Genomic DNA, 24,335 nt, shown 5'->3' with positions numbered 1-24,335 from the left:
GGCGTCGTGTCGTCTCAGGCGTCCTGGGGGTCCTCGACCGGCTCGTCCGGCGCGTCCGGCTCGAGGGGCTCCTCCGCCTCGCTGCCCGGCGGCTCCTCACGGGGTCCGGTGCGTTCCTGCACCTGCTCGTCGAGGTAGCGAAGCACGACCGCGAGCACCGCCACGGCGGGGACACCCAGGAAGGCGCCGGCGACACCGAAGAGGGTCGAGCCCAGCACGATGGTCAGCAGCACGACGCCCGCGTGCAGGCGCAGGCTGCGTCCCTGGAGCCAGGGCAGCAGCACGTTGCCCTCGAGCTGCTGGACGCCCAGCACGATCGCCAGCACGATGAGGGCCGAGACCCAGCCGTTGGCCACCAGCGCCACGAGCACCGCCAGCGCCCCGACGGCGACCGCGCCGACGATGGGGGCGAAGGCGGCGATGAAGGTGAGCACGGCCAGCGGGACCGCCAGCGGCACGCCGACGACGACGAGCCCGATGCCGATCAGCACGGCGTCGATCAGCCCGACGAGCGCCTGGGTGCGCACGAACCCGCCCAGGGTCGACCAGGCGCGGTCGCCGACCTCGACGAGGTGGGGGCCGGCACGCTCGCCGGTGAGGCGGCGGACCCACGGCAGGAAGCGCGGCCCGTCCTTGAGGAAGAAGAACGAGAGCACCAGGGTCAGGATGAAGGTGATCAGCGCCGAGGTGACGGCGCCGACGCCGACGAGCACGCCCGAGGCGATGCTGCTGGCGCTGGACTGCAGCCGGTCCTGGGCGGCGCTGACGGCGGTCTCGACCTGGGTCTGGGTGATCTGCAGCGAGCTCTCGGCGACCAGCCGCTCCACCTCGGCCAGGCCCAGCGAGGCCGAGTCGGCCAGCTCGACGGCCTGCTCGCCGACCGACGGCGCGATCGTCACGCCCAGGGCGCCCACCAGGCCGAGCCCGACCAGGATCACCGTCAGGGCCGCGACCGCGGCCGGGAACCGGAGACGACGCTCCAGCCAGCGGGCCGGCGGCTGCAGGACGGTGGTCAGGATCAGCGCCAGGACCACCGGCAGGATGATCGACCAGCCCTTGCCGACCAGCCAGCCGAGCGCGACCGCGCCCAGCGCGACCAGCAGCCAGCGCACGGTCCACCGGGCGATCCAGTCGATGCCTCGACCGACGACCTGCTCGCGCGTCGGGGTGCGGGCGGCGTGGTGGGGGTGCATGCGAGCAGACTAGGACCTGCGCGCTCACCCCCGGGCCAGCACGCTCCGGGCCGGCCCCGTCGCGGCGAGCAGCGCGGCACAGGCCGCGGCCAGCCCACCGGCCAGCACCAGCACGGTGCCGAGCCCGGCGCCCGGCACGAGTGCGCCGGTCACCGTGGGCGTCACGATCGAGGTGACCGCCCCGACGACCAGGGCTGCGGTGAAGGCGGTGCCGGGACGCTCGGGGGAGGCCTCGGCGGTCCAGATGGCCAGCACCGACGACCCGACCATGAACCCGGCCCCGAGCACGAGCGCCGAGGCCAGCACCAGCGCCCCGCCCGGGGCGAGACCGAGCCCGACCAGCGCCAGGCCGACGACGCCGAGGCTGGCCGCGCCCACCCCGGTGGGGCCCAGCAGCGCCGTCATCCGGCCGGTCCAGAAGGCGACCAGGCCACCGAGACCGATGAGCGCGAAGACCAGTGCCGGCGCCCAGTCAGCCATGCCGGCCTCCTCGGCGGCGTCGCTGGCGTAGGTGAAGTAGACCGTCACCGCCACGAAGTACGCCACGGTGTAGAGGAGCGGGACGAGCAGCCGTGCCCACGGCAGCCGGCCGCCTCCCTCCTGGCGCTCCGGCGGCGGGAGGGCCGGCACGAGCCGCAGGTTGAGGACCGCGGCCACCGCGGCGGCGACGGCGATCCCGGCCCAGGTCAGGCGCCACGAGACGAACGGGGCCAGCAGCCCCAGCGCACCGAGGCCGACGAGGCCCACCCCGGTCCCGGTGGTGACCACGGCCAGCAGCGTCGGCCGGTGCCGGGGCGCGGCGACGGCCCGCAGCACGTCCGAGTACGGCGCCCACACCCACCCCGCCGCGCTCCCGGCGAGCACGGCCCCGACCGCCAGCACCGCGGGGGTCGGGGAGACCGCGACCAGCGAACAGCCCAGCACGCCGCAGGCGCCACCCACTGAGGTCGGGGCCCGAGGACCGCGGCGGGCGACCAGCACCGGCACCCCAAGCAGCCCCACGAGGTAGCCGACGAAGGTCGCACTGGCCACCAGTCCCGTCAGCTGCTCGGACAGGTCGAACTCCGCCTGCATGTCCGGGAGCGTGAGCCCGTAGGCGTAGCGCGCCATGCCGAACGCGACACCCACGACGGCAGCGCCCCCGGCGGCCGCTCGGATCTCTGATGACTGCACGGCCCCGGCCTACCCGTCCCGCCCACCCCCCACACCGCCGAACGGGTGAGGCCACCGCCGCGTTGGTCGAGCAGTGACGAGCGCCAGCGAGGAGCGTCGTCGAGACCCCGCGAGGACCGCGCTCGCTGTACGTCGTGGGCTCACCGGGTTTCGGCGACGCTCGAGCCTTCGGCCCTCGCTGCTCAACCAACGGGGGCCTCCGTTGGTCGAGCAGTGACGAGCGCCAGCGAGGAACGTCGTCGAGACCCCGCGAGAACCGCGCTCGCCGTACGCCATGTGCTCACGGGGTTTCGACGTCGCTCGAGCCTTCGGCCCTCGCTGCTCGACCAACGTGCTCGTTGGTCGAGCAGTGACGAGCGCCAGCGAGGAACGTCGTCGAGACCCCGCGAGAACCGTGCCCGCCGTACGCCGTGTGCTCACGGGGTTGCGACGACGCTCGAGCCTTCGGCCCTCGCTGCTCAACCAACGGCGGCCTCCGTTGGTCGAGCAGTGACGAGCGCCAGCGAGGAACGTCGTCGAGACCCCGCGAGAACCGCGCCCGCCGTACGCCATGGGCTCACGGGGTTGCGACGACGCTCGAGCCTTCGGCCCTCGCTGCTCAACCAACGGCGGCCTCCGTTGGTCGAGCAGTGACGAGCGCCAGCGAGGAACGTCGTCGAGACCCCGCAAGCACCGTGCCCGCCGTACGCCATGTGCTCACGGGGTTTCGGCGACGCTCGAGCCTTCAGCCCTCGCTGCTCAACCAACGGGGGCCTCCGTTGGTCGAGCAGTGACGAGCGCCAGCGAGGAGCGTCGTCGAGACCCCGCAAGCACCGTGCCCGCCGTACGTCATGGGCTCACGGGGTTTCGGCGACGCTCGAGCCTTCGGCCCTCGCTGCTCGACCAACGTGCTCGTTGGTCGAGCAGTGACGAGCGCCAGCGAGGAGCGTCGTCGAGACCCCGCAAGCACCGTGCCCGCCGTACGTCGTGGGCTCACCGGGTTTCGGCGACGCTCGAGCCTTCGGCCCTCGCTGCTCAACCAACGGGGGCCTCCGTTGGTCGAGCAGTGACGAGCGCCAGCGAGGAACGTCGTCGAGACCCGGCGAGGACCGCGCCCGCCGTACGCCGTGTGCTCACGGGGGTTTCGGCGACGCTCGAGCCTTCGGCCCTCGCTGCTCAACCAACGGCGGGTCAACGCCGACCCGGCCGGTTCGAACGGGCCGGCTCGGCGTCGAGACCCCGGTCACCGGCGTGGTGGGAGGATGACCCGCATGGCGATCCACATCACCGGCGACGACGCCGCCGACCAGGTGCTCACCGACGACCCGTTCGCGCTGCTGGTGGGCATGATGCTCGACCAGCAGTACCCGATGGAGCACGCCTTCCGGGGGCCGGCCAAGGTGCTGGAGCGGTTCGGCGGCCTGGAGCCGGCGCGGATCGCCGCCGCGGACCCGGAGGAGTTCGCCGCGCTGTGCGCCACGCCGCCGGCGATCCACCGCTTCCCCGGGTCGATGGCGGCCCGGCTGCAGGACCTGGCGCGCATCGTGACCGACGACTACGACGGGCACGCCGAGCGGCTGTGGCTGGAGGCCGCCGACGGCAAGGACCTGCTCAAGCGGGTGATGGCCCTGCCGGGCTTCGGCAAGCAGAAGGCCCAGATCTTCGTGGCGCTGGTCGCCAAGCAGCTCGACGTGCGTCCCGAGGGCTGGGAGAAGGTCGTGGGGGACTACTCGCAGGAGGGCTACCGGTCGGTGGCCGACGTCGTCGACACCGCCTCGCTGCAGAAGGTGCGCGACTTCAAGAAGCAGAAGAAGGCGGCGGCCAAGGCGGCGACGTCGTCGCCCGGTTCCTGAGCGCAGCCTGAGCGTGACCTGAGGCCCGACTGAGCGCCCCGGGCGCCCTGATGCGGACCGGCCACCACCCCCGTGGCAGAATGACCACTGCGGCTCTTGACGACTCCGGGCCTTGCCGCGCCCACACGTCAGCACACGAGAGGTGTTCGTGTCCTCGAACGCACGCAAGATCCCAGCCGAGGTGCTCGCCCATCCGTCCGTGGTGGCCCTCATCGAGCTCGGCACCCCCACGGGGAGCCTGACGCCTGAGGAGGTGAGGCAGGCCAGCGAGGATGCGGCGATCGAGCCCAAGCACCTCAAGGCGCTGCTCGCCCACCTGAGCGGACTGGGGATCTCGGTGCACATCGGCGCCGCGAGCTCCGCCCGCGCCGTCGCCGCGACCTCGACGCGCAAGACCACCACCGCCAGCGCGGCCAAGAAGGCGCCGGCGAAGAAGGCGGCAGCGCCCGCCAAGGCCGCTGCACCCGCCAAGAAGACGGCGGCGAAGAAGGCCGCCGCCGAGCCGGTCGAGACCGTCGAGGCGGTCGTCGAGGCCACGCCCGTCGTGGGCCCCGACGGCAAGAAGATCCTGCCCGACGTCCCGGACGAGCAGTTCGAGAAGGACGTCAAGAACGACCCGACCATCAAGGAGGACGAGAAGGACGCGTCCTTCGTCGTCTCCGACGCCGACGACTCCGGTGAGCCGGAGCAGCAGGTCATGGTCGCCGGTGCCACCGCCGACCCGGTCAAGGACTACCTGAAGCAGATCGGCAAGGTCCCGCTGCTCAACGCCGAGATGGAGGTCGAGCTCGCCAAGCGGATCGAGGCCGGCCTCTTCTCGGAGGAGAAGATGGCCAAGGGCGGCCGGATCGGTCCCAAGCTCCTCGAGGAGCTCGAGTGGATCTCCGAGGACGGCCGCCGCGCCAAGAACCACCTGCTCGAGGCCAACCTGCGACTCGTCGTCTCGCTGGCCAAGCGCTACACCGGTCGCGGCATGCTCTTCCTGGACCTGATCCAGGAGGGCAACCTCGGCCTGATCCGCGCGGTCGAGAAGTTCGACTACACCAAGGGCTACAAGTTCTCGACGTACGCCACCTGGTGGATCCGTCAGGCGATCACCCGCGCGATGGCCGACCAGGCCCGCACCATCCGCATCCCGGTCCACATGGTCGAGGTCATCAACAAGCTGGCCCGCGTGCAGCGCCAGATGCTCCAGGACCTCGGGCGCGAGCCCACCCCGGAGGAGCTCGCCAAGGAGCTCGACATGACCCCCGAGAAGGTCATCGAGGTCCAGAAGTACGGCCGCGAGCCGATCTCGCTGCACACGCCCCTGGGCGAGGACGGCGACTCCGAGTTCGGTGACCTCATCGAGGACTCCGAGGCGATCGTGCCCGCCGACGCGGTCTCGTTCACCCTGCTGCAGGAGCAGCTCCACGCGGTCCTCGACACGCTCTCCGAGCGCGAGGCGGGTGTGGTCTCGATGCGCTTCGGCCTCACCGACGGCCAGCCCAAGACCCTCGACGAGATCGGCAAGGTCTACGGCGTGACGCGCGAGCGGATCCGCCAGATCGAGTCGAAGACGATGTCGAAGCTGCGCCACCCGTCGCGCTCGCAGGTCCTGCGCGACTACCTCGACTGAGTCGCACCGCTCGACACCACGAAGCGCCCGGGAGCCCCACGGCTCCCGGGCGCTTCGTCGTACCCGGCCCGTCTCGACCCCCGACGCGCAGCAGGCCCCCGGACCTGGGTCCGGGGGCCTGCTGGTGAAGCGCTAGGGGAGTGGTCTCACTCCATCGGGCTCACTCGGTCTCGGGCGCCTTGGCGGCCATCGGCGAGTCGGAGGTGAGCTTGTGGGTCTCGTCCACGACGTTGGAGGCGATCTCCTTGAGCTTGTCGCCGTGCTCGCGGGCGTGGTGCGCGCAGAAGAGCAGCTCTCCGCCGCTCTGCAGCTCTACGCGGAGGTAGGCCTGGGCTCCGCAACGGTCGCAGCGGTCCACTGCGGTCAGCGGGGCGCTGGGGGCAACTGTGGTGGTCACATCGGCCTCATTTCTTCGATCACTCGGTGCTTGGCTCAACGTATCGAGGGGACCCAAGATTCCCGCTGTAGTTCTGGTTCCCCTGTTGCGAGGGTCTCAACCCGACCATCCGGGTGAGACCGCCTGTCCGTGCTCTCCCAGTGTGACTGCCGGTCCTAGCGGTGCGGGGGTCATCTCAGAATCCCGTCCCGATCGTGTCCACATCGTGACGTGGTCGGCACTCGTGCTGCTGTGCTTCCTGGGTCTCTCCACGCTAGCGGTGCCCCTGCGGGCGAGCCTGTTCGGGGCGCCGGCGTGTCGTGACCTAGATTCGTAGCAGCACCCGTACCCGGATGGGTCGCGGTGCGCACCCGCCGTACGCACGCCCTGCCAGGAGCCCCACGATCGCCGACAACACCTACAACGCCGCCCACCTCCTCGTCCTCGAAGGACTCGAGGCGGTGCGCAAGCGCCCGGGCATGTACATCGGCTCGACCGACACCCGCGGGCTCATGCACTGCCTGTGGGAGATCATCGACAACGGCGTCGACGAGGCGCTGGCCGAGTCGGCCACCCGGGTCGAGGTCGTGCTGCACCCCGACGGCTCGGTCGAGGTGCACGACGACGGTCGCGGCATCCCCACCGACAAGGAGCCCAAGACCGGGCTGCCCGGCGTCGAGGTGGTCGCCACCAAGCTCCACGCGGGCGGCAAGTTCGGCGGCGGCTCGTACGTCGCCACCGGCGGTCTGCACGGCGTGGGCCTCTCGGTCGTCAACGCCCTGTCCTCGCGCATGGACATCGACGTCGAGCGCTCGCCGGCTGTGCAGGGCCTGTCCTTCCAGCGCGGCGTGCCCGGCGTCTTCGACGGCGAGGGCCTCGGCGGCTCCTTCGAGCCCCGCTCGGGCCTGACCCGCAAGGGCGGCCGGGTGGCCAAGGGCCGCTCCGGCACCCGCATCCGCTTCTGGCCCGACCGCCAGATCTTCACCAAGGACGCGACCTTCGTCTACGACGAGCTGGTCACCCGCGCCCGCCAGACCTCCTTCATCGTGCCCGGTCTCGAGCTGGTGCTGCGCGACCTGCGCGGCGACGAGCCGGTCGAGGAGAGGTTCCGCCACGACGGCGGCATCTCGGAGTTCACCGAGTTCCTGGCCCCCGACGAGGCCGTCACCTCGGTGCTGCGCCTGCAGGGCAGCGACACCTTCACCGAGACCGTGCCGCTGCTCGACGACAAGGGCCACATGACGCCCCAGGAGATCGAGCGCGAGCTCGTCGTCGACGTCGCGATCCGTTGGGGCACCGGCTACGACACCGAGATGCGCTCCTTCGTCAACGTGATCGCCACCCCCAAGGGAGGCACCCACCTCAGCGGCTTCGAGCAGGCGCTGACCAAGACCTTCAACGACGTGATGCGCCAGACCAAGGCGCTCAAGGTCAACGACGCCGACGTCATCAAGGACGACGTGCTCGAGGGGCTGACCGGCGTGGTCACCGTGCGCCTGGCCGAGCCCCAGTTCGAGGGCCAGACCAAGGAGATCCTCGGTACGCCGGCCGCGCGCACCGTCGTGCGCAAGGTCGTGGCCCGCGAGCTCAAGGAGTGGCTGACCTCCTCCAAGCGCGAGCAGAAGGCCCAGGCCAAGCTCGTCATGGAGAAGGTCGTCGGCGCCGCCAAGACCCGCCTGGCCGCGCGCCAGCACAAGGAGACCCAGCGCCGCAAGAACGCCCTGGAGTCCTCGGCGCTGCCCTCCAAGCTGGCCGACTGCCGCGACAACGACAACGAGCGCACCGAGCTGTTCATCGTCGAGGGTGACTCCGCCCTGGGCACCGCCAAGCTCGCCCGCGACTCCTCCTTCCAGGCGCTGCTGCCGATCCGCGGCAAGATCCTCAACGTCCAGAAGGCCTCCGTCGGCGACATGCTCAAGAACGCCGAGTGCGCCTCGATCATCCAGGTCGTGGGCGCCGGCTCGGGGCGCACCTTCGAGCTCGACGCACGCCGCTACGGCCGGATCATCTTCATGGCCGACGCCGACTCCGACGGCGCCCACATCCGCTGCCTGCTCGCCACCCTGTTCTTCAAGTACATGCCCGAGCTCATCACCGAGGGGCGCGTCTACTCCGCCGTGCCGCCGCTGCACCGCATCGAGCTGTCCAACCCCAAGAAGGGCATGGACAAGTACGTCTACACCTACTCCGACGACGAGCTGCAGCGGAAGCTCGCCGAGCTGAAGAAGAAGAACGTGCGCTGGAAGGACCCGGTGCAGCGCTACAAGGGCCTGGGCGAGATGGACGCCGACCAGCTGGCCGAGACCACCATGGACCCCCGCCGCCGCACCCTGCGCCGCATCACCGTCGACGACGCCGACGTGGCCAGCCAGGTCTTCGAGCTGCTGATGGGCTCCGAGGTCGCGCCGCGCAAGGAGTTCATCGTCCAGGGCGCCTACGACGTCGACATGGAGGCGCTCGACGCCTGAGCGCGGGGCCTCACCGGCCTGCTGGGACGATGGGGGCGTGCCCTCCTCCCGTCCCGCGCCGCGTCGCCGCACGGCCGCCCTGCTGGCGCTGGGCGTGCTCGCTGCCGGCTGCACGGGTGCACCCGACGGGCCCGACGGCGGGGAGCGGCCGGGGGCGGCGACGTCACGACCACCGACGCCCCGGCGCCCGAGCCGCGCAGCGCCTCGCAGCGACTCGGGCTGCGCACGGGCTGGGGCCCGAGCCGGGCCGAGCTCGACACCGCGGCGCGGCGTACGGCGCGGCTGAGTCTGCCCGAGCTGGCCGGCCAGGTCATCGTGGCGCGGTGGAGCGGCACCGGGGCGCCGACCGCGCTGGTGCAGCGGCTGCACCTGGGCGGGGTCGTGGTCTTCGCCGACAACGTCTCCTCCACCGACCAGCTGCGCCGCGCCACCCGCGGCCTGCAGCGCGACGTCGACCGGGCGTGGCCGCTCCTGGTCGCGGTCGACCAGGAGGGCGGCACCGTCGCGAGGGTGCGCGGGCAGGCGACCGGCTTCCCGGCGTTCATGTCGACCGGCGCGGCGGGCGACGCGGCCCTGACCCGCCGCACGTACGCCGCCAGCGGCCGCGAGCTGCGCGGGCTGGGGATCAACGTCGACCTCGCCCCCGACGCCGACGTCACCACCGGGCCCGGCGACCCGGTGATCGGCAGCCGCTCGGCCGGCTCCGACCCGGCAGCGGTGGCCCGCCAGGTGGTGGCCGCCGCCCGTGGCTTCCGCGACGCCGGCGTCGTGCCGGTGGTCAAGCACTTCCCCGGGCACGGCTCCCTGACCACCGACAGCCACCTCGCGCTGCCGGTGCAGCGGCGCCCCGTCGCGGCCCTGGCCCGCACCGACCTGCGCCCCTTCCGGGCCGCGGTCGAGGCCGGGCTGCCCGCCGTGATGACCGGTCACATCGCCGTGGCCGACGTCGACCCGGGCGTGCCGGCCAGCCTGTCGCGCCCGGTCGTCACCGGGCTGCTGCGCGAGCGGCTGGGCTTCGAGGGCGTGGTGATGAGCGACGCGCTCGACATGGCCGCCGTGAGCGGGCGTCGTACGCCGGCGGTGCAGGTGCTGCGCGCCGGCGGGGACGTGGTGCTCATGCCGCCCGACCCCGCTGCCACCCGCGCCGCCATCGTGCGCGCCGTGCGCGACGGGCGGCTGGGGCGCGACCGGCTGCGCCAGGCCGCTGCGCGCACCATCGCCCTGCTCGAGCACCACCGCACCGGCGACCCCGCCCCTCCCGGCAGCGGACGGGCCGCCTCGCGCCGCCTCTCGGCCGCCGCGGTGACCGTGGCGGCCGGGGCCTGCCGCGGACCGCTCGTGCGCGGTGCGGTGGTGCCGCTGGGCGGCGACGCGGCCGTGGCGGCGTTCCGCGCCGCGGCACGGTCGGCCGGGATGGCGCTGGGGGAGGTGCGCTTCGAGAAGCCGCCGCGCCCGGAGAGCACCGGGCGCAGGAAGAAGGACCGGGCCGCGCTGCGCCGCTGGCGGCGCACCGAGCCGGTGCGGGTCGTCGACGGCACGCCGGTGCACCTGCTCAGCGGGGGAGTCGCGCCCGACACCGGGGTCGTGGTCGCCACCGACCGGCCCTACCTGCTCGGCGGCTCCAGCGCCCCGGTGCGGATCGCGACGTACGGCGAGACCTCGGGGGCGATGTCGGCCCTCGTGGACGTGCTCCTGGGGCGCGAGCGGGCCCCGGGGCGCCTGCCGGTCGACGTGCCCGGGGTGGCGCGCCGGGGCTGCTGAGCCCCGCTCAGGCGTGCTGGGTCAGCAGGCCGGTGTCGACGTCGTAGACGAACCCGCCCACCACGACGCTCTCGGGCACCAGCGGGTGGGTGCGCACCTTCGCGACGTCGTCGGCCAGCGTCGCGAGCTGGTCGGTGACCACGTTGAAGGGCTGCCAGGTCGAGTCGGTGCCGGCGGAGGCGGTGACCCGCTCGTGCAGCTCGGCCTCGGTGGCGCTGGCCATCGCGCAGCGGGTGTGCGGGATGACCAGGATGCGCTGCACGTTGAGCAGGTGGGTGCCCAGCACGAGCGCCTCGAGGGCCTGCGGGGTGACCCGGCCGCCGGGGTTGCGGAAGATCTTGGCGTCGCCGGCGGAGAGCCCGAGCATGCCCAGCGGGTCGATGCGGGAGTCCATGCAGGTCACGATCGCCACGCCGGCCTTGGCGATGCCGTCGAAACCGGCGTACTCGAACGACTCGGCGAAGCTGCGGTTGGCCTCGAGGAGGTCCTCGAAGCCGGCGTTGGAGGTGGGGTGCGTGTCGGCCATGGCCCGCAACCTAGCCGACGAGCGGCACCCCGGTCGCCGCGTCTCGCCCGTGACCTGCGGCACGTGTGTCGGCGCCGCGCAGCAGCACCAGCGCGAGCACGGCCGCGAGCGCCGCGCAGCCGGCCGCGCCCAGGAAGACCGTCTGCTCCTGGGCGATGCCGGCGGCGCGCAGCAGGTCGGAGTACTCCGCGCAGCGGGTGGTGCCGGCGGGGCAGACGTCCTGGATGGGCGGGATGTCGGCCTGCTCGGCGTAGTAGCGGCGCAGCCCGATGGTCGTCAGCGCCGAGATGCCCACCAGCATCCCGACCATCCGGGCCACCACGACCATCGCCGAGGCCAGCCCGTGCACGGCGTCGGCGGTGTGGGCCAGTACGGCCGCGTTGACCGGCGCCAGTGCGAGGCCGAAGCCCAGCCCGCCGACCACCAGCGGCACCGTGGCCGTCCAGCTCTCCAGCGCGTCGACGCCCCAGCGCGACATCATCACGAAGCCGACCGCGGCCATCACCATGCCGACGGCGGTGATCACCCCGGCGGGCAGCACCCGGGTCAGGTAGCCGCCGACGACCGCGCCGACCGGCAGCGCGACCAGGAAGCGCACCAGCACCAGCGCCGCCAGCAGCTGGGAGTCCTGGTACGTCGTGGTGCGCGCGAAGAGCGGCACGTCGATCAGCGCCGCGATCAGCGCGGCACCGATCAGGAAGCTGACCACGACCGAGCCCCAGGCCGGGCGGGCCGCCAGGGCGCCGCGGGGCAGCAGGGGGTCGCTGGCGCGGCGCAGGTGCACCACGAAGGCCACCGTCGCGACCGCGGCGCCCAGCAGGTACCAGCGGCCCTGGTCGGAGAAGACCTGGACCTTGGGGTCGGCGGTCGCGAAGGCGAGGATCACCCCGCCGAGCGCCACCGCGAGGTAGCTCGCCCCGGTCACGTCGGCCTCGCGCAGCGACCGGCCCCACGCCCGCAGGTCGACCAGCGGGCGCCGGGCCGTCAGGGTGCGCGCGACCAGGAGCATGGCGAGCACCACGGTGGCCGCCCCGACCGGGGTCAGCCAGCGCCCGCCGCCCTCGACGAAGGGGATGAAGAGCCGGCCGTAGTCGATGTCGGCGCGCAGCGACCCGGGTGGCTGGAACACCAGCGCGCCGGCCAGCAGCAGGAGCAGCAGCAGCGCCACCCCGACCAGGTCGGGCAGCCCGCGCCGGCCGGCCCGCGGCCGCCCGGCTCCGGCGCCCCGGGACGCCAGCGCCGCGATGGCCGCGGCGAGCACCAGCCCGACCGCCAGGTTGATGAGGAAGATCGCCCGCCAGTCGGCGAAGGCGAGCACGGCGGCGCCGTAGAGAGGGCCGACCACGCTGCCGATCTCCTGGACCGCCGAGACCAGCCCGAGCGGCACGCCACGCCGCTCGCGCGGGTAGAGGTCGGCCACCAGCGCCAGGGTGGCCGGCACCAGGCCGCCGCCGCCCACGCCCTGCAGGAAGCGCCCGGCGACCATCGAGGGCATGTCGTACGCCGCCGCGGTGACGATGGAGCCGACGGCGAAGACCACCAGCGAGGCGGTCAGCACCGGCACCCGGCCGCGCAGGTCGGCGATCCGCCCGATCAGCGGCAGCATGGCGACGTAGCCGAGCAGGAAGCCCGAGATGATCGGCGCGGCCCGCTGGAGCTGGTCGGGCGAGAGCCCCACCCCGGCCATCATGTCGACCAGCGCCAGCACCACGACATAGGTGTCGGCGGCCGCGAAGGCCACCGCCACCGCGGCCAGGCCCAGCAGCAGCCGGGGGCCCCGGGCGGTGCCTCCCGCGGCGCTGGTCGTGCTCACTCGGGTGCGGTGATCTGCGGCGAGGAGCCGTAGTCGTCGAAGTCGATCGTGTAGGTCATCGACTCCCCGTCGCCGTAGAAGGCACCGGTCAGGACCATCGAGCGCAGCTCGCCGTCGTCGCTGATCGAGTACGACGCGTCGAAGTCGCCCTCGGCGCTGGGGATGATCGTGGCCGCGACCTCGCCCGAGATCGTGCCGGTGTAGGTGGTCAGCACGTCGCGGTTGTCGGTGCCGCCGCGCACCTGCTCGCCGACCTCGACCTCCTCGGTGCTGGTCAGCAACGAGGAGAAGCCGCCCTCGGGCCCGAGCAGGGCAGCGGGGTCGGGGGCGCCGTACTCGGCCGGGTCGATCTGCGACCACCCGGTGGTCAGCGGCACCTGGGCGTAGACGACGTCGTCGACGCCGACCACGGGCACCTCGGGCTCGAAGCCGGCGAAGCGCACGGTGATGACCCCGTCGAAGGCCGCCGGGCTGGGCGTGCCGACACCCTCGGCGCCCAGCAGGCCCTCGACGCCCTCGGGCAGGTCGTCGGTGGCCAGGCGGACCTGCACCCCGCTGGTCTCGTCGAGGGTCGTCTTCGCCTCGGCGAGCACCTCCTCGGCGCTGGGGGCGTCCTCGGCCGGGGCGGAGTCGTCGCTGCTGCAGGCGGAGAGGCCGCCGAGGGCCATCAGGCCGGACGCGGCCAGGGCCGCGAGGGTGGGAGCACGCATGTCACTCAGCCTTGCACATCGCCCGGAACGCCAGCAGGAACGTCAGCGGCGCTCGCCGGGACCCGCAGCGCGACGGGGCCGGCGCAGGCCGCGACGGCCTGCGAGCCGGGTACGCCCGAGCCGTCGCGCCGCCCGGTGGCCGGCGGCAGCTCGACCGGGGCGCCGCTGGCGGCGGCGGCCCGTGCGGGCGCCGTGCCGGCCCACGCCAGCACCAGGGCGTCCTCGCCCTTGAGGAAGCGGTGGCAGCGCACCCCGCCGGTGGCCCGGCCCTTGGCGGGGTACTCCGAGAACGGGGTCACCTTGATCGCGCCGACCTCGGTGCCGGGCAGCGCGGTCGAGGACCCGGAGGCCGTGACCAGCACGGCCCCCTCGGGGGCGGCGGGGTCGACCGCACCGAACCAGAGCACCGACTGGCCCTCGGTGAGGCGGATGCCGGCGATGCCGCCGCCGGAGCGGCCCTGGGGCCGCACGGCGTCGGCGGTGAAGTGCAGCAGCTGGGCGTCGGTGCTGACGAAGCACAGCGACTCCTCGCCGGTGACCAGCTCGAGCGCCCCGACGACCTCGTCGCCGTCCTTGAGGCCGATGACCTCCCAGTCGTCGCGGTTGAGCACCTCGGGGTTGACCCGCTTCACCACGCCCTGGCGGGTGCCGAGCGCGAGCCCGGGCCCGTCGGCGGCCAGCGTGCACAGCGCCAGCGCCCGCTCGCCCCCGGCGAGCTGGAGCACCTCGCTCAGCGGCACCCCGCCCTGGAGGTTGGGGTCGTTGGCCGAGGCCGGGATGGTGGGCAGGTCGAGCACCGAGAGCCGCAGCAGGCGTCCCTGGCTGGTCAGCACCCCGACCTCGGCGCGCGCGGTGGTGGCGACCGCGGAGACCACGACGTCGTGGTTGGTGCGCCCGCCCCCGACCCCGGGCGCCTCGGCGCTCGAGGAGCGCGCCAGCAGGCCGGTGGAGGAGAGGTAGGCGAAGCAGGGGTCGTCGGCGACCTCCAGCGGGGTCGCGGCGGCCGCGGCGGGGGTGCCGGCCGACTCGAGCAGCACGGTGCGGCGCGGGGTGCCGTAGGTCTTGGCGACCTCGGCCAGCTCGTCGGAGACGACCTCGCGCAGCAGCTGGTCGTCGGCCAGGATCGCGTCGAGGGCCTCGATCTCGCCGCGCAGCTGCTCCTGCTCCTTCTCCAGCTCGATGCGGCTGAAGCGGGTCAGGCGGCGCAGCTGCATCTCGAGGATGTAGTCGGCCTGGAGCACCGAGAGCTCGAAGACGGTGGTCAGCCGCTCGCGGGCGGCGCTCGCGTCGTCGCTGGTGCGGATCACCTGGATGACCTCGTCGATGTCGAGCAGCGCCACCAGCAGGCCGTCGACCAGGTGCAGCCGCTCGGCCTTCTTGGTGCGCCGGAACTGCGAGCGGCGGCGTACGACGTCGTAGCGGTGGCCCAGGAAGACCTCGAGCATCTGCTTGAGGCCCAGGGTGCGGGGCTGGCCGTCGACCAGGGCGACGTTGTTGATGCCGAAGGAGTCCTCGAGCGGGGTCTGGCGGTAGAGCTGCTCGAGCAGCGCCTCGGGCACGAAGCCGTTCTTGACCTCGATGACCAGGCGAAGGCCGTGGTCGCGGTCGGTGAGGTCCTTGATGTCGGCGATGCCGGAGATCTTCTTGCCCTGCACCAGGGTCTTGATCCGCTCGACGATCTTCTCGGTGCCCACGCCGTACGGCATCTCGGTGACGACGATGGCCTTGCGGCGCCCGATCGTCTCGATGCGTGCGGTGGCGCGCATCTTGAAGGTGCCGCGGCCCGACTCGTAGGCGTCGCGGACGCCGTCGAGGCCCACGATCTTGCCGCCGGTGGGCAGGTCGGGCCCGGGGATGAAGCGCATCAGGTCGTCGAGGCCGGCGCCGGGGTGGATGATCAGGTGGCGCAGCGCCTGGACCACCTCGACGAGGTTGTGCGGCGCGCAGTTGGTGGCCATGCCGACCGCGATGCCGGTGGTGCCGTTGACCACGAGGTTGGGGATCGCCGACGGCAGCACGGTCGGCTCGGTCTCGCGGGAGTCGTAGTTGGGCTTGAAGTCGACCGTGTCCTCCTCGATGGAGGCGGTCATCGCGACGGCGGGCGGGGCCATCCGGCACTCGGTGTAGCGCATGGCGGCGGGGGAGTCGTCGGGCGAGCCGAAGTTGCCGTGCCCGTCGATGAAGGGCAGGCGCATCGACCACGACTGGGCGGTGCGCACCAGGGCGTCGTAGATCGCGGAGTCGCCGTGCGGGTGCAGGCGACCCATCACCTCACCCACGACGCGTGCGCTCTTGACGTGCCCGCGGTCGGGGAAGAGCCGCATCTCGCTCATCGTGTAGAGGATCCGCCGCTGCACGGGCTTGAGACCGTCGCGCGCGTCGGGCAGCGCCCGGGAGTAGATGACGGAGTAGGCGTACTCCAGGAACGAGCTGCGCATCTCGTCGCCGACGTCGATGTCGAGGATGTGCTCCTCGAAGTCGTCGGGCAGCGGCTGCTTGGTGGAACCCTTGGCCATGGGCGCCATTGTCCCGGTCGCGTCCGCGTCCTCGCGCCGGGGCACGCCGGTCGGTGGTCTTCGGTAGATTCTCCGGTGTGAGCGGCGGCCCCCAGCACGACGAGATCCCCACGTCCAGCGAGCCCGCGGCACCTGGCGCGCCCCGGCACTGGCAGGCCGACGTCCTGCTGCGCGACGGGCGCACCGCCCACATCCGCCCGATCACCCCCGACGACGCCGAGCGGCTCGTCGACTTCTACAGCCGGGTCTCCGACCGCTCGAAGTACTACCGGTTCTTCTCGCCGATGCCGCGGCTCTCCGACCGCGACGTGCAGCGCTTCACCCAGGTCGACCACCACGACCGGGTGGCGCTGGTGCTGGTGCTGGCCGAGCGGATGATCGCGGTGGGCCGCTACGACCGGGTGCGCGCCGGCGAGGCCGAGGTCGCCTTCCTCGTCGAGGACCAGCACCAGGGCCGCGGCATCGCCCAGCTGCTGCTCGAGCACCTGGCCCAGGCCGGGCGCGAGCGGGGCCTGGAGAAGTTCACCGCCGAGGTGCTGCCCGACAACTCCCGGATGATCCAGACCTTCCGCGACGCCGGCTACCGGGTGGCCAGCGAGTTCGAGGACGGCGTCATCCAGCTCGAGTTCCCCATCGACGCCACCGACACCGCGATCGGGGTGATGCAGGACCGCGAGCACCGCGCCGAGGCCGCCTCGATCGAGAAGTTCTTCAACCCGCGCTCGGTCGCGATCATCGGCGCCTCGCGCCGCCAGGACACGATCGGCCAGACCCTGGTGCGCAACCTGGTGATGGGCGACTTCACCGGGCGCGTGTACGCCGTCAACCCCTCGGCCGGCGCGGTGTCGGGGCTGCCGGCGTACAAGAGCGTGGGGGAGATCCCCGACGCCGTCGACGTCGCGATCGTCGCGGTGCCGGCCGACGCGGTGCAGGACGTCGTGCTCGACTGCGCGGCCAAGGGCGTGCACGGGCTGGTGGTGATCTCCAGCGGCTTCGCCGAGACCGGCGAGGAGGGCCGCCAGCGCCAGCGGCGCCTCGTGGGGCTCTCGCGCTCCTACGGGCTGCGCCTGATCGGCCCCAACTGCCTGGGTGTCATCAACACCGACCCGGGCGTCTCCATCAACGCCTCGCTGTCGTCGGTGATGCCGCCGCGCGGCCGGGCGGGGTTCTTCTGCCAGTCCGGCGCGCTCGGCTCGGCGATCCTCGAGAAGGTCCAGAACCGTGGCCTGGGCCTGTCGACCTTCGTCAGCGCCGGCAACCGCGCCGACGTCTCGGGCAACGACCTGCTGCAGTACTGGGAGGAGGACGACTCCACCGAGGTCGTGCTGCTCTACCTCGAGTCGATCGGCAACCCGCGCAAGTTCTCCCGGATCGCGCGACGGGTCTCGCTGCGCAAGCCGATCATCGCGGTGCGCTCGGGGCGCACCACCCAGGGCGTGCCGATGGGCCACGCCGTGCGCAAGATCGCCGCGCCGCCGGCCGCGGTCGACGCGATGTTCCGCCAGGCCGGGATCATCCAGGTCGGCACCCTCGACGAGATGTTCGACGTCGCCCAGCTCGTGGCCCACCAGCCGCTGCCGCGCGGGCGCCGGGTCGCGATCGTCGGCAACTCCGACGCCCTGGGCCTGCTGGCCGCCGACGCCGCCGCCGAGGTCGGCCTGGTGGTCAACAAGTCGGTGCCGCTGGGCGCCGACGCGACCGCCGAGGACTTCGAGGACGCCCTCGACGCCGCCATCGACGACCCCGACGTCGACTCGGTCGTCGCGGTCTACACCCCGCCGCTCAACGTCAGCGGCGAGGAGGTCGCCAACGTGCTGGCCGCCATCGGCGAGCAGTCCGACAAGCCGCTGGTCTCGACCTTCCTGGGTGTCGAGGGCGTGCCCGAGCTGCTGCGGGTGCCCGACGTGGCCGGCTCGACCGCCGGGCGCGGCTCGGTGCCGTCGTACCCCGCCGTCGAGGCGGCGGTGCGGGCGCTGGCGCGTGTCGTCGAGTACGCCGTGTGGCTGCGCACCCCCGACGGTGCGCCGCTGGACCCCGAGGGCGCCGACGAGGACACCGCCCGCGGGATCGTCAACCGGGTGCTGGCCGAGAACCCCCAGGGCGCCGAGCTCAACCGCGAGGACCTGCGGTCGCTGCTCGCCGCCTACGACATCGACCTGTGGCCCTCGCGGGTCGTGAGCACCCTGGGCGAGGCCACCGCGGCCGCCGTCGAGCTGGGCTGGGACGTCGTGCTCAAGGCCACCGCCGACCACCTGCGCGAGCGCCCCGACCTCGCCCACGTGTGGCGCAACATCGACGGCGCCCACCAGATGAAGGACGCCTGGGCGTCGCTGACGGCGCTGGTGGGCGAGGAGGACCTCACCGACGCCTTCCTCGTGCAGGGCACCGCGCCCCCGGGCGTGCCGGTGAGCATCTCCAGCATCGAGGACCCGCTCTTCGGGCCGGTGGTCTCCTTCGGCATCTCCGGGCCGTTGACCGAGCTGCTCGGCGACCGCGCCTACCGCATCCCGCCGCTGGGCGCGCGCGACGCCGCGGCGATGGTGCGCGAGGTCAAGGCGAGCCCGATGCTCTTCGGCTACCGGGGCAGCGAGGTCGTCGACGTCGGCGAGGTCGAGCGCCTGATCAGCCGGGTCTCGCAGCTGCAGAACGACATGCCGCAGCTCTCCGCGCTCGAGCTCGGGCTGGTGCTCGCCGGGCCGTCGGGATCGACGGTGCTCGACGCCTCGGCCCGGGTCGAGCCGGCCGCCGACTCGCGCTCCGACTGGTTCGTGCGGCGGATGCCCTCGCAGCCGGGCGACACCATTCCGAGCTGAGGTCGCCCTACCCGTATGCTCCGTGACCATGGTGATCTCTGACAGCGCGCGCCTGCTCTTCGTGCACGTGCAGAAGACCGGTGGGTCGACCATCCACAACCGGCTCACGGAGGTCCTGCCCGACGCCCGTCAGGTCAAGGGCGTCGACCGGCACGGCACGCTGGGCCAGATCCTGCGCGCCGAGCCCGAGCTGTCGTCGTACTGGACGTTCGGCATCGTGCGGAACCCGTGGGCCCGGATGCTGTCGTGGTTCCGGATGGTGGAGCGCTTCCGCGACTCCGAGCAGGACGGCGAGCGCCGCCTGGACCGCAAGAACCAGTTCATCCGCTCGGTCGCCGAGACCTGCCCCGACTTCGAGTCCTTCATCATGAAGGGCCTCGACGAGTTCTCGCGGCTGCAGACCCCCCAGTGGCGCTACCTGGCCACCAAGACCCGTCGCGCCGACATGATCGGGCGCCAGGAGAGCCTCGAGGCCGACCTGCGCGCCGTGCAGGCCCGCTTCGACATCCCGTGGGAGCCGTTGAAGAGCGTCAACATCGACCGCACCCGCCCCGACTACAAGCAGGGCCCCGAGCTCGGTGGGCGCGACACCCGCTACCGCAGCGAGTACACCGACGAGATGGCGCGGCGCGTCGAGGCGGCCTTCGCCCGCGACGTCACCGCCTTCGGCTACGAGTTCTGATCATGCGCGCCCGCACCGACGACCGTGACCGACTGCGCGAGCTGCGCGCCGCGATCGACCGCACCGGCTACTACCCGGAGGTGGTCGGCGAGGGCGTCCAGTCCGCCGTCGCCGGCGAGCAGGTGGTCTCGTTCTTCGTCCACCACGAGCCGACCTTCGAGCACGACGAGGTGCGCCGCCACCTGTCGGTGGTGGTGCTCACCCCGACCCGCCTGGTCCTGGCCCACACCGACGAGCACACCGGCGACGACCTGCTGCCCGAGCCCTACACCTCCACCTCCACCGAGTCGATCCGCCTCAGCGCGGTCCGCTCGGTCGTGGTGACCCGGATGGTCGCCAACCCGACCTCCGGGCCCGGCCACCCGGCCGAGGCCGTGATGACGATCGGGTGGGGCGGCGTGAGCCGCGTCGACCTCGAGCCGGCCGGCTGCAGCGACCCCGAGTGCGACGCCGACCACGGCTACACCGGCGTCCTGGCCCCCGACGACTTCTCCCTGCGGGTCTCGGCCGCCGCCGACGGCAAGGAGGCCGTCGCCGGCCTGCTGGGCTTCGCCGAGTCGCTCTCCGCGCGCACCCACCAGGCGCCCTCGGCGCCGTGACGTTCCTCGCGCCCGGGTACGGCGACCGGTCGCTGGCTGACGTGGTGCCCGCCGTCGGCGCCGCCCTGGGGGTGCGCCTCGACGGTGTCGGCGTCAGCGAGGCGATGGCGCTGCCCGAGGCGCCGGCGTACGTCGTGTTCCTCGTCGACGGGCTCGGCTCGCGGCTCCTGGAGCGCTACGCCCACGTGGCGCCGTACCTCTCCTCGCTGCGCAGCGCGGTGCCGCAGGCGACGGCGGGCGTGCCGTCGACCACCGCGACCAGCCTGACGTCGCTGGGCACGGGCCTGCCGCCCGGCGCGCACGGTGTCGTCGGCTTCACCTCACGGGTGCCGGGCACCGAGCGGCTGCTCAACGCCCTGTCGTGGCCGGCCGACGTCGACCCGGCCGAGTGGCAGCCGCACCCGACCGTGTTCTCGCGGCTGCGGGAGCGCGGGGTGGCGGTGAGCGTGGTCAACAAGCGCGACTTCGCCACCAGCGGGCTGACCCGGGCGGCGCACCGCGGTGCGGAGTTCGTGGGCGCCGACATGGTGGGCGAGCGGATCGCGGCGGCGGTCGCGGCCTCCGACCACGCCCCCGCGCTGACTTACCTCTACGACGGCGACCTCGACTGGACCGGGCACCGCTACGGCGTCGCCTCGACCGAGTGGCTGCAGCAGCTGGCGATGATCGACCACGAGGCCGAGCAGCTGCGCGAGGCGCTGCCGCCCTCGACGCGTCTCGTCGTGGTCGCCGACCACGGGATGGTCGACTCCCCGGCGGGCTCGCGGGTCGACGTCGACACCGTGCACGAGCTGCGCGACGGGCTGGTGCTCTTCGGCGGCGAGGCCCGCTTCCGCCAGCTCTACTGCCAGCGCGGGGCCGTCGACGACGTCGTGGCCACCTGGCGGGGCGTGCTGGGCGACAGGGCCGAGGTGCTGACCCGTGAGGACGCCACCGCGCTGGGCTGGTTCGGTGACGTGTCGTCCGCGGTGCGTCCGCGCATCGGCGACGTCGTGGTGGCCTGCCGCGGGGACGCCGCCGTGGTCTCGAGCGTCGACTGGGCCTACGAGGCCCGGCTGGTGGGCATGCACGGGTCGCTGACGCCCGACGAGATGCTCATCCCGGTCCTGGTGGACTGAGCGGTGCAGGTGGTCGCGGGCGGGCGCTGGACCGGCCGCGTCGTGGTGGGCGTCGCCGGTCTCGCCGGGCTCGCGGGGTGCGGGGTCGCGGACGAGCCGCCCGAGAGGCTGTGGTCCAACACGGTGGTGGTGACCGCCGAGGACAGCTCGGAGTTCATGCTCGGTCTCGCCGAGGTCACGTGTCGTGCCGACGGGGAGCGGCTGCTGGTCACGTCGGGGGAGGTCTCCCGCGAAGGTGGCACCGTGGACTCCGCCGTGCTCGAGGTCTCGGTCGACCCGAGCCGCGTGGAGACCGGTCGCGACTACCCCCTGGGGTCCGACGGGGAGGCCTTCCAGGTCTCGGTGCTGGTGCCTGCACCCAGCGCCAACCCGCCGGCTCCGCAGCGCGCCAACCGGGCCACCAGCACCCTGGACGGCTCCGAGGGCACGCTGCGCTTCGAGACGCTCGGCTGCGGCGACGAGCCGGGGGTCAGCCTCACCATCGACGCCGTGCTCGCCAGCGCGTACGACGACCGTGGCCCCGTGCCCGTCGAGGGCGCGCTCTGGGTGACGAACAGCCGCGTGGGGCAGTGAGCCTCGCCGACGTGTGGCCGATCTTCGGCCTCGAGGTGACGGTCGGCGACCTGAGCCTGCGCCTGCCTCGCGACGAGGAGGTCGCCGCCCTGGCCCGTCTGGCGGGCGACGGCGTCCACCGACCGGACGAGCGGCCCTTCCTGACCCCGTGGACCGAGGGTGGCCCCGAGGCCCGCGCCCGGTTCGTGCTGCGCGAGCACTGGTCCGCCCTCGCCTCGTGGGAGCCGTACGACTGGAGGCTCGGCCTTGCTGTCTTCGCCGACGGCGAGCCGGTCGGGTCGATCACCCTGCGCGCCCGCGACCTCGCCGTCCTCGGCGAGGTCAGCACCTTCTCCTGGCTGGGGCTCGCTCACCACGGCCGGGGCATCGGCACCCGGGCCCGGGCGGGCGTGCTGAGCCTGGCCTTCGACCACCTGGGCGCGCGCTCGGCGACCAGCGAGGTCTTCCCCGACAACCACGCCTCGCAGGGGGTCTCGCGCCAGCTCGGCTACGAGCCCGACGGCGTCTCCTGGGGCGTGCGGGGCGACGAAGCCCTTCTGTCCGACCGGCTCCGGCTGGTCCGCGAGCGCTGGGCCGGGGCGCCCGAGCCCGTCGACGTACGCGGCCTGGACGCCTGCCGCTCGTACTTCGGCTGAGCCGTCGCCGGACGTGCCGGTGCCCCCGTCGCGGTGGTGCTGCGGCGGGGGTGTCGGGGCGGCTGGTTTACGCGGGCCGACTCGGTGGTCTGGGGGCTTGGCCGAGGTCGGTGGTGCCTTGGGGTTCGACGAGGTACTGGTAGCGCTGCGGGCTGGTCCACAGGAACCCGGTGGGTGTGGGGCGGTAGGTCCAGGCGGTGTGGGTCTTGGCTCGATGGTGTCGCCTGCACAGGGTGGCGAGGTTGGCCGATGTGGTTTGGCCAGGTGGGCCGTGGGGGTCGTAGGCCTCGATGTGGTCGAGGTCGGCGTGGGTCTCGTCCGGGGTGCGGCGGCGGGCGCGGCGGGTGCAGTGCGGGAACACGCAGCGGGGGTGGCGGAGTCGGGTCTGTTCGGCGAGCCGGTCGCTGGGGGTGTACCCGTCGGTGGTGATGTCCTCGTCGAGGTCGATCGGGCGGCGGGGGTGGGGGCGTAGGTCGGGGTTGCTGGCGAAGCCGCGGATGTCGTCGGCGGTGATCTGCTGACGCGCCGGGGCGTGCACCTGGCGGAAGGGGTGCTCGTAGGCCTCGGGGTCTGCGCCGCTGCCGGTGATGGTGCGGTAGGTGACGTGGGTGTCGGGGACGCGGAGCCATTCGCAGACCTGGTCGACGGTGACGAAGCTGCGGGTCTCCTCGATACGCCCGAGGTGCAGCCCGGCGGAGAGGTTGTTGGACCTGAGGGTGGTGGGGTCGATACCGGCCAGGGCTACGTCGGTCAGGTGGACGTTGAGCACGACCTGCCGTGCAGGCACCCGAGGCGCGTCCTCGTCGCCGGTGTCGTCGCCGGTGAGGTCGAGGGTGGTCTGGGTGCGGGCGAGGATGCCCAGGGCCATGCTGCGTCGTACGTCGAGGGGTTGGTCGGAGCCGGCCAGCGCGAGGTTGCGGGCCTCGCGGGTGACGGCGTTGTCGAGGTCGAGGGCGTCGGCCAGGTCGAGGCAACCGGTGATGTCGACGGTGCCGTCGATGCACTGCCCACCGCTGGTGGCGGAGGCCAGGTGGATGTCGAGGCGGCGGTCCTCGGCGGCCATGGCGCGCTTGTCCTCGGCGGTCTCGGGGTCGAAGCGGCACAGGGCTTCCTCGACGAGGCGCCCGAGGACGGCGTAGGAGCAGGTGGCGGCGACGCCGGCGAGGTGGTGGTCGACCCAGGCGGCGGCTTCGTAGGGGAGGCCGAGGGTGGCCTCGGCGATGCGGCGGGCCCGCCACACCGGCACCCGACCGGCGACCACCGCGGTGTGGAGGCGGGGGAGTCGGTAGCGGGTCTCGACGACGTGGGCGACGTAGCGGATGGCTGCATCGGCTGACATCCCGAGGGCGGTGCCGTACTCGATGACCGCGAACTCGGAGACCTTGGGTGCGCCGGGCCCGGCGAGGGTGATGAGCATGTCGGTGCCGGGCAGGACCGCGGCCTTGGCCTCGTCGCGGGTGGAGTGCATGGCCGCCCAGGTGCAGGTGGCCTCGTACATCGCGACCTCGGCGGCGTCGCGGGCCGCACGCTGGGAGCGGGCGTAGGCGAGGACCGCGTCAGCGGTGTCGCAGCGCTCGAGCTCCTGGGTGGTCATGCTCCTATTCTAGTCGAACGTGTGTTCGAGTCAAGGGTCTGTCGGAGTCTGTGGAATGTCATGGCAGGTCGTCGCGGAGGCCCTGGGTGCACCCCCACGACCTGCGGTGGGGAGATGCCGGTTCGGTGCTTGCGGGGTCTCGACGACGCGCGTCGCTGGCGCTCCTTGCTGCTCGACCAACGGAGGCGGCGTGCGTCGGGGGAAGTGGCGCCGGCTCGGTGGTTGCGGGGTCTCGACGACGCGCGTCGCTGGCGCTCCTTGCTGCTCGACCAACGGAGGCGGCGTAGGTCGGGGGAGGTGGCGTCGGCTCGGTGGTGGCGGGGTCTCGACGACGC

At 73.0% G+C, this 24,335-nt stretch carries 18 protein-coding genes; 10 read left to right on the top strand and 8 right to left on the bottom strand.

What is annotated here, in order from left to right; translation table 11 throughout:
* Positions 1 to 14 precede the first annotated feature (14 nt).
* Entirely contained in the window at positions 15 to 1,193 is a 1,179-nt protein-coding gene (locus H0S66_RS19265) for an AI-2E family transporter (RefSeq protein WP_179616797.1), read from the bottom strand.
* Positions 1,194 to 1,217: 24 nt separating this feature from the next.
* Entirely contained in the window at positions 1,218 to 2,366 is a 1,149-nt protein-coding gene (locus H0S66_RS19260) for an MFS transporter (protein WP_179616796.1), read from the bottom strand.
* Positions 2,367 to 3,616: 1,250 nt separating this feature from the next.
* Between H0S66_RS19260 and H0S66_RS19255 the strand changes: the two genes are divergently transcribed.
* Both H0S66_RS19255 and H0S66_RS19250 read left to right on the top strand, forming a co-directional pair.
* Complete coding sequence (locus H0S66_RS19255) at positions 3,617 to 4,198, top strand: HhH-GPD-type base excision DNA repair protein (protein ID WP_179616795.1); 582 nt, start codon at positions 3,617 to 3,619, stop codon at positions 4,196 to 4,198.
* Between the two features lie 142 nt (positions 4,199 to 4,340).
* Positions 4,341 to 5,816, top strand: coding sequence for an RNA polymerase sigma factor (locus tag H0S66_RS19250; RefSeq protein WP_219633593.1), 1,476 nt, complete (start codon positions 4,341 to 4,343; stop codon positions 5,814 to 5,816).
* A 160-nt stretch (positions 5,817 to 5,976) separates the two neighbouring features.
* Here H0S66_RS19250 and H0S66_RS19245 read toward each other — a convergent pair whose 3' ends face one another.
* Positions 5,977 to 6,213 (bottom strand): DUF7455 domain-containing protein, encoded by a 237-nt coding sequence (locus H0S66_RS19245; protein ID WP_179616794.1) that lies wholly within the window; start codon positions 6,211 to 6,213, stop codon positions 5,977 to 5,979.
* Between the two features lie 332 nt (positions 6,214 to 6,545).
* Here H0S66_RS19245 and H0S66_RS19240 point away from each other — a divergent pair, with 332 nt between their 5' ends.
* Both H0S66_RS19240 and H0S66_RS19235 read left to right on the top strand, forming a co-directional pair.
* Entirely contained in the window at positions 6,546 to 8,660 is a 2,115-nt protein-coding gene (locus H0S66_RS19240; RefSeq protein ID WP_179616793.1) for a DNA gyrase/topoisomerase IV subunit B, read from the top strand.
* A gap of 315 nt (positions 8,661 to 8,975) precedes the next feature.
* Positions 8,976 to 10,421, top strand: a complete 1,446-nt coding sequence (locus H0S66_RS19235; RefSeq protein WP_219633592.1) for a glycoside hydrolase family 3 protein — start codon at positions 8,976 to 8,978, stop codon at positions 10,419 to 10,421.
* A 7-nt stretch (positions 10,422 to 10,428) separates the two neighbouring features.
* Here H0S66_RS19235 and H0S66_RS19230 read toward each other — a convergent pair whose 3' ends face one another.
* From H0S66_RS19230 to H0S66_RS19215, 4 genes are read right to left on the bottom strand one after another with little or no spacing between them, the layout of a single operon-like run.
* A complete protein-coding gene (locus H0S66_RS19230) occupies positions 10,429 to 10,947 on the bottom strand; it encodes a beta-class carbonic anhydrase (RefSeq protein WP_179616792.1) in 519 nt (172 codons plus the stop codon).
* A gap of 10 nt (positions 10,948 to 10,957) precedes the next feature.
* On the bottom strand, positions 10,958 to 12,760 hold the full coding sequence (locus H0S66_RS19225; protein WP_179616791.1) for an MFS transporter: 1,803 nt from the start codon (positions 12,758 to 12,760) through the stop codon (positions 10,958 to 10,960).
* Positions 12,757 to 13,470, bottom strand: coding sequence for an LppX_LprAFG lipoprotein (locus H0S66_RS19220; protein ID WP_179616790.1), 714 nt, complete (start codon positions 13,468 to 13,470; stop codon positions 12,757 to 12,759). The genes H0S66_RS19225 and H0S66_RS19220 overlap by 4 nt, the downstream gene beginning before the upstream one ends.
* Before the next feature lie 5 nt (positions 13,471 to 13,475).
* On the bottom strand, positions 13,476 to 15,986 hold the full coding sequence (locus H0S66_RS19215) for a DNA gyrase/topoisomerase IV subunit A (protein WP_179616789.1): 2,511 nt from the start codon (positions 15,984 to 15,986) through the stop codon (positions 13,476 to 13,478).
* A gap of 77 nt (positions 15,987 to 16,063) precedes the next feature.
* Here H0S66_RS19215 and H0S66_RS19210 point away from each other — a divergent pair, with 77 nt between their 5' ends.
* From H0S66_RS19210 to H0S66_RS19185, 6 genes are read left to right on the top strand one after another with little or no spacing between them, the layout of a single operon-like run.
* The gene (locus H0S66_RS19210) at positions 16,064 to 18,799 is read left to right on the top strand and encodes a bifunctional acetate--CoA ligase family protein/GNAT family N-acetyltransferase (protein ID WP_306799028.1); all 2,736 of its coding nucleotides are present in this window, start codon (positions 16,064 to 16,066) and stop codon (positions 18,797 to 18,799) included.
* 28 nt (positions 18,800 to 18,827) lie between these two features.
* The gene (locus H0S66_RS19205; protein ID WP_179616788.1) at positions 18,828 to 19,481 is read left to right on the top strand and encodes a sulfotransferase family 2 domain-containing protein; all 654 of its coding nucleotides are present in this window, start codon (positions 18,828 to 18,830) and stop codon (positions 19,479 to 19,481) included.
* 2 nt (positions 19,482 to 19,483) lie between these two features.
* The gene (locus H0S66_RS19200; protein ID WP_179616787.1) at positions 19,484 to 20,080 is read left to right on the top strand and encodes a DUF5998 family protein; all 597 of its coding nucleotides are present in this window, start codon (positions 19,484 to 19,486) and stop codon (positions 20,078 to 20,080) included.
* Entirely contained in the window at positions 20,077 to 21,198 is a 1,122-nt protein-coding gene (locus H0S66_RS19195; protein ID WP_179616786.1) for an alkaline phosphatase family protein, read from the top strand. The genes H0S66_RS19200 and H0S66_RS19195 overlap by 4 nt, the downstream gene beginning before the upstream one ends.
* A gap of 3 nt (positions 21,199 to 21,201) precedes the next feature.
* Positions 21,202 to 21,771, top strand: a complete 570-nt coding sequence (locus H0S66_RS19190) for a hypothetical protein (protein WP_179616785.1) — start codon at positions 21,202 to 21,204, stop codon at positions 21,769 to 21,771.
* Positions 21,768 to 22,406, top strand: coding sequence for a GNAT family N-acetyltransferase (locus H0S66_RS19185; RefSeq protein WP_179616784.1), 639 nt, complete (start codon positions 21,768 to 21,770; stop codon positions 22,404 to 22,406). Before H0S66_RS19190 ends, H0S66_RS19185 begins: the two co-directional genes overlap by 4 nt.
* A gap of 67 nt (positions 22,407 to 22,473) precedes the next feature.
* Here the strand turns inward: H0S66_RS19185 and H0S66_RS19180 are convergent, their stop codons facing one another.
* Positions 22,474 to 24,000: an HNH endonuclease signature motif containing protein gene (locus tag H0S66_RS19180; protein ID WP_179616783.1), complete on the bottom strand. Its 1,527-nt coding sequence runs from the start codon at positions 23,998 to 24,000 to the stop codon at positions 22,474 to 22,476.
* Between the last annotated feature and the right edge of the window lie 335 nt (positions 24,001 to 24,335).

Source organism: Nocardioides marinisabuli, assembly GCF_013466785.1.
GTDB classification, from domain to species: Bacteria; Actinomycetota; Actinomycetes; order Propionibacteriales; family Nocardioidaceae; genus Nocardioides; species Nocardioides marinisabuli.
This window is presented reverse-complemented; position numbering and strand designations above follow the sequence as displayed.

Coding starts and splice junctions, on each gene's coding strand:
- H0S66_RS19200 (WP_179616787.1), top strand. CDS start 19,484: ATGCGCGCCCGCACCGACGACCGTGACCGACTGCGCGAGCTGCGCGCC.
- H0S66_RS19180 (WP_179616783.1), bottom strand. CDS start 24,000: ATGACCACCCAGGAGCTCGAGCGCTGCGACACCGCTGACGCGGTCCTC.
- H0S66_RS19230 (WP_179616792.1), bottom strand. CDS start 10,947: ATGGCCGACACGCACCCCACCTCCAACGCCGGCTTCGAGGACCTCCTC.
- H0S66_RS19255 (WP_179616795.1), top strand. CDS start 3,617: ATGGCGATCCACATCACCGGCGACGACGCCGCCGACCAGGTGCTCACC.
- H0S66_RS19205 (WP_179616788.1), top strand. CDS start 18,828: ATGGTGATCTCTGACAGCGCGCGCCTGCTCTTCGTGCACGTGCAGAAG.
- H0S66_RS19240 (WP_179616793.1), top strand. CDS start 6,546: ATGGGTCGCGGTGCGCACCCGCCGTACGCACGCCCTGCCAGGAGCCCC.
- H0S66_RS19265 (WP_179616797.1), bottom strand. CDS start 1,193: ATGCACCCCCACCACGCCGCCCGCACCCCGACGCGCGAGCAGGTCGTC.
- H0S66_RS19220 (WP_179616790.1), bottom strand. CDS start 13,470: ATGCGTGCTCCCACCCTCGCGGCCCTGGCCGCGTCCGGCCTGATGGCC.
- H0S66_RS19215 (WP_179616789.1), bottom strand. CDS start 15,986: ATGGCCAAGGGTTCCACCAAGCAGCCGCTGCCCGACGACTTCGAGGAG.